The 5,150-nt window shown below is 73.3% G+C and carries 4 protein-coding genes; 1 reads left to right on the top strand and 3 read right to left on the bottom strand.

What is annotated here, in order from left to right; translation table 11 throughout:
- A partial coding sequence (locus tag AB0M20_RS26355) for an NAD(P)-dependent alcohol dehydrogenase (protein WP_364302585.1) occupies positions 1–992 on the bottom strand: 992 nt, incomplete at its 3' end.
- Positions 993–1,076: 84 nt separating this feature from the next.
- On the opposite strand from AB0M20_RS26355, the gene AB0M20_RS26350 reads away from it, so the two are divergent.
- The gene (locus AB0M20_RS26350; RefSeq protein ID WP_364302582.1) at positions 1,077–2,312 is read left to right on the top strand and encodes a GAF domain-containing sensor histidine kinase; all 1,236 of its coding nucleotides are present in this window, start codon (positions 1,077–1,079) and stop codon (positions 2,310–2,312) included.
- A gap of 55 nt (positions 2,313–2,367) precedes the next feature.
- Here AB0M20_RS26350 and AB0M20_RS26345 read toward each other — a convergent pair whose 3' ends face one another.
- Together AB0M20_RS26345 and AB0M20_RS26340 are read right to left on the bottom strand one after the other, a co-directional pair.
- Positions 2,368–4,626 (bottom strand): bifunctional polysaccharide deacetylase/glycosyltransferase family 2 protein, encoded by a 2,259-nt coding sequence (locus AB0M20_RS26345; protein ID WP_364302587.1) that lies wholly within the window; start codon positions 4,624–4,626, stop codon positions 2,368–2,370.
- A gap of 86 nt (positions 4,627–4,712) precedes the next feature.
- A partial coding sequence (locus tag AB0M20_RS26340; protein WP_364302580.1) for a hypothetical protein occupies positions 4,713–5,150 on the bottom strand: 438 nt, incomplete at its 5' end.

Genomic DNA, 5,150 nt, shown 5'->3' with positions numbered 1-5,150 from the left:
TTGAGCACGGACGGGTCCGTGTGGCGCATGCGCAGGGCCGCCTCCGACTCGGCGAGCGGGAGGCGGGCGCCGACCAGTGCGTCGACGTCGATGCGGCCGGCGGTGACCAGGTCGATCGCGTCGGGATAGGTGTGGGCGTACCGGAAGGTGCCGGTGATCGTGAGCTCGCGGTTCTGGATGGCCGAGGTCGGCAGCGGCTGTTCCGCCGCCGCGCCCATGCCGACCAGCACGGCACGGCCGCGTGGCCGCAGCGCCTTGATCCCCTCCATCATCATCGGCTGCGCGCCGCTGCACTCCAGCAGCACGTCGGCCCGCCGGGCCGCGTAATCCGGGCCGGTCCGCCCGTCGATCACCTCGTCGACCCCGAAGCCGGCCGCCGCCTCGAGCCGGGCCGGGAGCACGTCCACCAGGCCGACCCAGGTGGCGCCGGCCACCCGGGCGGCCAGCGCGGCCAGCACCCCGACCGGGCCCGCGCCGGTGACCAGCACCCGCGAGCCCAGCCCGACAGCCGCCTTGCGGGCCGCCCACAGCCCGACCGACAGCGGCTCGATCATCGCCGCCGCGTCGTCGCTCATCGAGTCGGGCACCGGGTGGGCGAAGGCCTCGTTGACCGCCACGTACCGGGCCAGCGCGCCGTCCACCGGCGGCGTCGCGAAGAAGACCACGTCCGGGCACAGGTTGTACGCCCCGTGCCGGCACTCGGAGCACCGCCCGCAGGGAACGCCGGGCTCGACCGCGACCCGCTGCCCGACCGGCCGCGACGTGGCGCCGGCGTCGACGATCACCCCGGACGCCTCGTGTCCCAGCACCATCGGCTCCCGCACCACGTGCTCGCCGATCCGGCCGTGCTCGAAGTAGTGGACGTCCGACCCGCAGATGCCCACCGACCGGATCTCGACGATCACCTCACCCGGACCGGGCGAGGGCATCGGCCGCTCCTCGATCCGCAGATCGCCCGCCGCGTGCAGCACCGCCGCCAGATTCGCCACCATCCGCCGAGCCTGCGACACCACCCATCGCCGCGCAACCGAGGGCAAAAGGCGAGGATTGCTACTTTTCAGTGCTATGCCTATTACATGGAAGCGCCGCTGCCCGCGAACGAAACCGACCGCCTGGCCGCCCTCTACGGACTCGACGTCCTGGACACCGAGCCGGAGAAGGACTTCGACGACATCGTCGCGCTCGCGTCACACGTCTGCGGCGTACCCATGTCCCTCGTCTCCCTGATCGACACCGACCGGCAGTGGTTCAAGGCGCGGGTCGGCACCGACCTCATCGAGACGTCCCGCGACCTGTCGTTCTGCGCCCACGCGATCCTCGGCCGCGACCTGCTCGTGGTGCCGGACGCGCGGCAGGACGCCCGGTTCTGCGACAACCCGGCGGTCACCGGCGACGGCGGCGTCCGGTTCTACGCCGGCGCGCCGCTGCTCACCTCCGAGGGCTTCGGGCTCGGAACGCTCTGCGTGGTCGACTCCGAGCCACGCCGCCTCGAGGTCGAGCAGCTCCAGGCGCTGCGCGCGCTCGCCCGGCAGGTCACCTCCCAGCTCGAGCTGCGCCGGTACGCCGTCACGCTGGCCAACACCACCGCCCGCCTGCAGGAGCTGGAGCGTCGCAAGGACGACCTGGCGGCACTCGTCGGTGGCGAGCTGAAGGCGCCGCTGCGGCTGATGGACGCGTACCTGGAGGGCCTGGGCCGCACCGGGTTCCACGACCTGGAGGCCGCCGACCTGGTGGGGCACGCCTGCTCGGCGCACGTACGCGGCATGCGTGACCTGCTCGACCACCTGCTGAGCCTGGCCGACGCCGGCGCCGGCAAGGACAGCCTGCACATGCGCCAGATCGACCTGACCCGGCTCACCCAGCGCGCGGTCGAGGCGGTCCGCCCGATCGCCGCCACCAAGCAGATCTGGATCCTCAACCAGGCCGGCGGCCCGGCGCTGCCGATCGTCGCCGATCCGGTGCGCCTGGAGCAGGTCCTCATGCACCTGCTTTTCGCGGCGGTGAAGTACACGCCGGCGGGCGGCCGGGTCCGGGTCGGCACCGAGATCGAGTCGGGCCCCACCGTCCGGCTGGACGACATGGACATGCCCGACGGGGTGCGCCCCGACCTGTTCCCGCATCTCTACTACGGCGCGATCGCCAACCCGTCGGTCGTCCCCGGCCCGGACCGCGGCCTGGCGGTGGCGAAACGGATCCTCGACGCGCACCACGCGACGGTGGCGCTCTCCGACCGGCCCGGCGACGGCACCTCGCTGCACGTGGTGTTCCCCTTCGCGGTCCCGGAAGGGGATCGCGAGCTGCTCGCGGTCTGACACTCGGCGAGGGCCCGCACCGCCCGGCTGCAGTTCGGGCGGTGCGGGCCCGCGCCTACCCGGTGCGAACCGGGCCCGAGCCGCCACCCGGGGGCGAACCGGCCGACGGCATGTCATCGAATCGGCCCTGCATGGGCACCGATCGGCGGCCGGTGGCCGGGTGCGACGGAAGCCGGACGTCCTGCAGGGTCGGCGGCCACGAGTCGAGCTCGGGAGCGGGCGTGCTCTCCACGGCCGGCCCAGAGGCCTGCACGAGGCCGGCCCGGCGCAGCTTGTGCCACCCCAGCCGTCCGCCGGTCAGCGCGGTGGTGGCGGACTGCATCAGGACCAGATACATCAGCTGCCGGTACGCGAACTGCTGCAGCGGAAGCCGCCAGAGCGGTCCCATCGCCTCCCGGTCGAACCGGAACGCCACGGCCGCCGTGAACATCTGCAGCGCCAGCATCCCGAACCAGGCGATCAGCGTCTCCTCGAGCTCCCAGAACACCAGCCCGTACACCAGCATGATGTCCACCACGGGCGCGAGCATCGGCAGAGCGACCCCGAAGAGCGCCAGGAACGGCAGACCGCGCCTGCCGAACCGGCCGGAGTCGCCGCTGTCGGTCAGCGAGCGGCGATGTTTCCACATCGCCTGCATGGTCCCGTAGCTCCACCGGTAGCGCTGGCGGTAGAGCTGCTCGAGCGTCGAGGGCGCCTCGGTCCAGGCCCGCGCCCGCTCCTCGTAGACCACGCGCCACCCGCCGCGGCACATCGCGATCGTGACGTCGGTGTCCTCGGCCAGCGTCTCGTCGCTGAACCCGCCGACCTCCCGCAGCGCCCGCCGCCGGAACGCGCCGATCGCGCCGGGGACGGTCGGCATGCAGTTCAGCACCTCGTACAGGCGGCGGTCGAGGTTGAAGCCGATCACGTACTCGATGTGCTGCCACAGCGCGACCAGGCTGCGCCGGTTGCCGATCTTCACGTTGCCGGCGACCGCGCCGACCGCCGGGTTGGCGAACGGCTGCACCAGCATCCGGATCGAGTCCGGCTCGAAGATCGTGTCACCGTCGACAGTGATGAGGAGGTCGTGCTTGGCCAGCGCGACGCCGGTGTTCAGCGCGTTCGCCTTGCCGCCGTTGGGCACCCGCACCACCCGCACGTTGGGCAGCGACATCCGTTCCACCAGCGCGGCCGTGCCGTCGGTCGAGCCGTCGTCGATCACGACCACCTCGATGTGCGGGTAGTCGCCACCGGCCAGTGAGCGCACCGCGGCCTCGATGCCGGCCTTCTCGTTGTAGGCGGGCACGAGCACCGACACCGGTTCGGTCACCGGCGGGCCCCAGCGCCAGCGCGGGTCGCGGCGCTGCCGGGCGTGCCGGCTCGCCAGCAGGAGCAACAGGCCGGTACGCGCGATGGTCAGCGCCCCGACGACCAGGAACAGCCCGGCGATCGCGTACACCAGGCCGTCGGCCAGGCGTACGGTCCACAGCAGCGCGCTGCCCCGGAGCCGGTCCGCGTCCGGCGCCGCGGCGTTGAACGCCAGCGGCTCGCTCTTGACGCTCGCGAGCCCGACGTTGAGCCCCTCGGTGACCGTGGTGAAGCGGTATCCGCGCGCTTTCATCATCGGGATGAACGCCCGCAGCGCCTCGACGGTCTGCGCCCGGTCACCGCCGGCGTCGTGGAAGAGGATCACCGCGGACGTGTCGGCGGGCGGCGTGGCGTTCTGCACGATCCGGGTCACGCCCGGCCGCTTCCAGTCCTCGCTGTCCGTGTCGTTGACCACGACCAGGAAACCCTGCTCTCCGGCCTCCTTGACCAGGCCCCAGTTCGTCTCGTCGATCGCCTGCGGTTTGGACGAGTACGGGTAGCGCACCAGGTTGGTGTGCACCCCGGCGGCGCGGGCGATCGCCACCTGGGTCTGGGCCAGCTCGAGCTTGCGCCGCCAGGGGGCGAGGCGCTGCATGTTCGGGTGGGTGAACGTGTGCAGGCCGAGCTCGTGCCCACCGGTGGTGATCCGCTTGGTCAGATCCGGGTGACGGGCCACCTCCGAACCGACCACGAAGAACGTGCCGTGCGCGTCGTTCTCCTCGAGCACCTCGAGGATCTTCGGTGTCCACGTGGGATCGGGGCCGTCGTCGAAGGTCAGGGCGATGGTCTTGGCCGGCAGCCGGTTCGAGCTGACCTGGCCACCGGTGGTGTTGATCACCGGGCCGCCCTGGCGGATCTCGAGGGGCACCCCGCTCTGGTCGCCGACCACGCTGTCGACGTGGTCGCCGCGGAACTCGGCGTTGATGTAGGCCTGCACGACCAGCACGGCGACGAACAGGCCCAGCATCAGCGTGCCGAGCAGGATCCGCGGGCGCGGCAGGATCCGGCGCCGGGTGCGTGAGCGGTTGCGGTTGCGACGGACGGGGGTACGCGTCACGTCGGCTCCTCGCCTCCGGCCGCGCGGACCACGGTCACGACGGTGACCACGTCCGGACTCCCGCCCTTGTCAGCGGGCTCGCCGGCCGGCTGGCGCGGCGTCGGCGAAGGCTCGTCGGAGCCGCCGTCGGCCGACTGGCCCCCGGAAGCCCCGGAGCCCCCGCTGCCGCCGCCCGTGCCGCCGCCGGACCCGCCGCTGCCACCGGAACCGCCGCTGCCACCGCCGGACCCACCGCTGCCACCGGAACCGCCGGTGCCCGATCCGCCGCCGCCCGATCCGCCGTTTGCGCCGGTGCCACCGGACCCGCCGTTGGTACCGGTCCCGGCGGGCCCCGGGCGGCCGGCCGCGGCCGGGGCCCGCCGGGGGGGCCCGGGCGGGGCGCGCCGGCCCCGCGGGGCGGGCGGCGCCCGGGCGCGGCGGCCCGGGGGGGCGGC

This window comes from Actinoplanes sp. NPDC051633 (genome assembly GCF_040681735.1).
Taxonomy (GTDB): Bacteria; Actinomycetota; Actinomycetes; order Mycobacteriales; family Micromonosporaceae; genus Actinoplanes.
The sequence above is the reverse complement of the archived record's forward strand: the minus strand, read 5'-3'. Positions and strand labels throughout refer to the sequence as shown.

Excerpts from the sequence above, each read along its gene's own strand:
- AB0M20_RS26350 (WP_364302582.1), top strand. The coding sequence starts at position 1,077 with ATGGAAGCGCCGCTGCCCGCGAACGAAACCGACCGCCTGGCCGCCCTC.
- AB0M20_RS26345 (WP_364302587.1), bottom strand. The coding sequence starts at position 4,626 with ATGCTGGGCCTGTTCGTCGCCGTGCTGGTCGTGCAGGCCTACATCAAC.